The sequence below is a fragment of the Streptomyces flavofungini genome (genome assembly GCF_041028215.1).
Classification (GTDB): domain Bacteria; phylum Actinomycetota; class Actinomycetes; order Streptomycetales; family Streptomycetaceae; genus Streptomyces; species Streptomyces flavofungini_B.
This window is the reverse complement of record NZ_JASKYR010000820.1, coordinates 1-3,337: the sequence shown is the minus strand read 5'-3', so window position 1 is coordinate 3,337 and position 3,337 is coordinate 1. Positions and strand designations below refer to the sequence as shown.

Annotated in this window: 3 protein-coding genes and 1 pseudogene; 2 read left to right on the top strand and 2 right to left on the bottom strand. The window is 72.8% G+C overall.

The window, feature by feature from the left end; genetic code table 11:
• Positions 1 to 46 precede the first annotated feature (46 nt).
• The gene (gene macS / locus AB8Z36_RS35000) at positions 47 to 1,252 is read right to left on the bottom strand and encodes a MacS family sensor histidine kinase (RefSeq protein WP_369217419.1); all 1,206 of its coding nucleotides are present in this window, start codon (positions 1,250 to 1,252) and stop codon (positions 47 to 49) included.
• Positions 1,253 to 1,292: 40 nt separating this feature from the next.
• On the bottom strand, positions 1,293 to 2,078 hold the full coding sequence (locus AB8Z36_RS34995) for a lysophospholipid acyltransferase family protein (protein WP_369217420.1): 786 nt from the start codon (positions 2,076 to 2,078) through the stop codon (positions 1,293 to 1,295).
• A 133-nt stretch (positions 2,079 to 2,211) separates the two neighbouring features.
• On the opposite strand from AB8Z36_RS34995, the gene AB8Z36_RS34990 reads away from it, so the two are divergent.
• The gene (locus AB8Z36_RS34990) at positions 2,212 to 2,991 is read left to right on the top strand and encodes an alpha/beta hydrolase (protein ID WP_369217418.1); all 780 of its coding nucleotides are present in this window, start codon (positions 2,212 to 2,214) and stop codon (positions 2,989 to 2,991) included.
• Positions 2,984 to 3,337, top strand: a pseudogene (locus tag AB8Z36_RS34985) (hypothetical protein); the annotation flags it as partial. The gene AB8Z36_RS34990 and the pseudogene AB8Z36_RS34985, both read left to right, overlap by 8 nt.

Here is a 3,337-nt window from a genome sequence, read left to right as displayed (position 1 = left end):
GCCTTCCCCCGTGGGTGCTGCCGTACGTCGTGCCGTCCCGCGCCGCTCAGCGCGGGACCCTCAGTTCCACTTCCGTGCCCTGGCCGGGCACCGAGATCAGCTCGGCCGTGCCGCCGATGTCCCTGAGCCGTCCGCGGATCGACTGGGCGACCCCGAGCCTGCCCTCGCCCTCGGCCTCCGCGAGGCGGCCCTCGGGGATGCCGGGGCCGTCGTCCCGCACGGTGACGATCACCTCGTCCGGCTCGTCCTCGACCAGGATCCAGGCGTGCGCGCCGGGCCCGGCGTGGCCGCGGACGTTGTCCAGGGCGGCGCCGACGGCGGCGGCGAGCTCCCGGGCCGCGTGCGGGGCGAGCCGCACCGGGGCCCCCGGCTCGGAGAGCGTCACCCGTGAGCCCGCGTGCACGGCGAGCAGCGGGCGCAGGTCGCGCGGCGCCGCGTCCTGCCCGTCCCCGCGCTCGTCCGGTTCCTCCACCGCGCGGACCAGGGCACCCTGCGAGGCGTCCTCCGAGGCGTAGGAGGCGGGGACGAGGCCCGCGGTGACCAGGGTGCGCAGCGCCACCTCCTGCTCGCCCGCGAGGCGTCCGAGCTCCGCGGCCTCGCCGCCGATGGCGGTGCCGCGCCGCTGCACCATGGCGAGGACCTGGAGGACGCTGTCGTGGATGTCGCGGGCCAGGCGCTCCCGCTCACGGGTCGCGGCCTCGATCTCCAGGGCGCGGGCCAGGGTGCGCTCGGAGGCGCGGGCCACCTCCACCACGTAGCCGATGGCGATGGAGGCGATGCAGACCAGCAGGACGTTGTGGACCGTGTCGCGGCTGAACGCGCCGCGCTGCACCACATTGGCGACGCCCACGAGCAGCGAGGCGAAGGCCGCCCACCGCCAGCCGCCCTTGATCGCGTACGCGAGGACGGCGCCGGCGGTCCATATGGAGGGCAGGGTCGGACCGCCGTTGACGATCCGCTCGTGCGAGTCGGCGAGCGGCGTGATCAGGATGCCGACGAGGGCGATGGTCAGGTCGCAGACGAGGAAGCCCCTGGTGCAGCTCGCGGCGTTCGCGACGCGGGGCAGCGTGCCGAGGGTCCAGACGGCGAGGACCGCGAAGTAGGAGATGGCCACCCAGGGGTGGTCGGGCTGCTGGTGGGCGGTCCCGAAGAGCCCGATCGCGTACAGCATGGTCAGGACGCGGTAGCCGCTGAGCGCGCGCCAGAGCGGCTGCTCGACCGACATCCGCATGACCCGTTCGCGTCTCGCCATGTGCCCCGTCCCCCGTGTCCCCACCCCTGAACGGACGCGGCTAGGCGCCGGGCCGTTCCCCTTCGGCCGCCTTCTCCGCCGACTTCTCCGGGGCCTTGTCGGCCGCCTTCTCCGCGGCCTTCTCGCTCGCCTTGGCGGCCTTCGCGGCCTCGGAGATCTGGCGCTTGGCGGCCGTCGCGTACATGTCGACGTACTCCTGGCCGGAGAGCTTCATGATCTCGTACATGACCTCGTCGGTCAGCGCCCGCAGCACGAAGCGGTCCTGCTCCATGCCCTGGTAGCGCCGGAAGTCCAGCGGCTCGCCGATGCGGATGCCGGGCCGCATCAGCTTCGGCATCACCTTGCCGGGCGGCTGGATCTTCTCGGTGTCGATCATCGCCACGGGGAGCACGGGCGCCCCGGTGGCGAGCGCCACGCGCGCGAGGCCGCCGGGCTTGCCCCGGTAGAGGCGTCCGTCGGGCGAGCGCGTGCCCTCGGGGTAGATGCCGAAGAGCTCGCCGCGCTCCAGCACCTCGATGCCGCTCCTGATGGCCGCCTCGCCCGCGCCGCGTCCGCCGGAGCGGTCCACGGGGAGCTGGCCGACGCCCTTGAAGAAGGCGGCGGTGAGCTTGCCCTTCACTCCGGGCGAGGTGAAGTACTCCGCCTTGGCGATGAAGGTGACCTTGCGGTCGAGGACCGCGGGGAGGAAGAAGGAGTCCGAGAACGAGAGGTGGTTGCTCGCCAGAATGGCGGGACCCTCGGCGGGGACGTTCTCAAGGCCCTCCACCCAGGGCCTGAAGCCGAGCTTCAGCGGCCCTCCGATGGCAACCTTCATTGCGCCGTAGATCAAACCGAGTGCCTCCTGTTTCTGTGGATCAGACCTTAACCCGGTGTGCCGTCCAGGGGCCCGACGGCCCTGGCCGGTGTCAGTCCGGTCGCGTACGGTGAAGTACTCCCCCATCTCACGAAGGAGACCGAAGGTGCCGGTCCTCCCCGGAGCCGAGCCGTACCGCCACGAAGGCGGCGAGGTCGGCGTCCTGCTCTGCCACGGCTTCACCGGATCCCCGCAGTCGCTGCGCCCCTGGGCCGAGTATCTGGCGGAGCGCGGCCTCACCGTCTCGCTGCCGCTGCTGCCCGGCCATGGCACCCGCTGGGAGGACATGCAGGTCACCGGCTGGCAGGACTGGTATGCCGAGGTCGACCGCGAGCTGCGCGCCCTCCTGGAGCGGTGCACGCGCGTCTTCGTCTTCGGCCTCTCCATGGGCGGCACGCTGAGCCTGCGCCTGGCCGCGAAGCACGGCGACGCGGTCGCGGGCCTGGTCCTGGTCAACCCGGCGAACAAACTGCACGGCCTCGCTCCGTACGCGCTCCCGTTCGTCCGGCACGTCGTGCGGACCACGAAGGGCATCGCGAGCGACATCGCGAAAGAGGGCTCGGCCGAGATCGGCTACGACCGGGTCCCGCTGCACGCCGCGCACTCCATGCGCACCTTCTTCCGCCTGGTCGACGGGGAGCTGCCCCAGGTGACCCAGCCGCTGCTGCTGCTGCACAGCCCCAGGGACCACGTCGTGCCCGCCGCCGACTCCGCCCGTGTCCTCGGCCGCGTCTCCTCCACGGACGTCACGGAGATCCTGCTGGAACAGAGCTACCACGTGGCGACGTTGGACCATGACGCGGACCGGATCTTCGAGGAGAGCTACGCGTTCATCGGCCGGATCGCCCCCAGCGTCGGCAAGGAAGGGACGGCCACCGGTGGCTGAGCACGAGGCTGACCGCGAAGAGAGCCGCGAGGAGCCGGAGGAGGGCAAGGCACCCCGCGACGGAGTGCCGCTGGACGAGGAGGCGGCCTGGCAGGCGATCGTCGCCGGGTACGGCGAGGAGCCCGCCGATCCGCCGGGCGCCAAGCCCTTCAAGTCGGTGGAGGACCTGGCCCTTCTGGAGCCGGAGAGCAACGGCCCCGGTGCCGCGGGGACCGCCCCCGGCACGGACCCCGCGGACCCCGGCGCGAAGCCCGGCGGCGAGCCGGACGCCGGGACCAAGCCGGACCCCAAGACCGGGCCCGGCCCCGACAGGCCGCTCGGCAGTTCCGTCTCCTTCGCCCCCGGC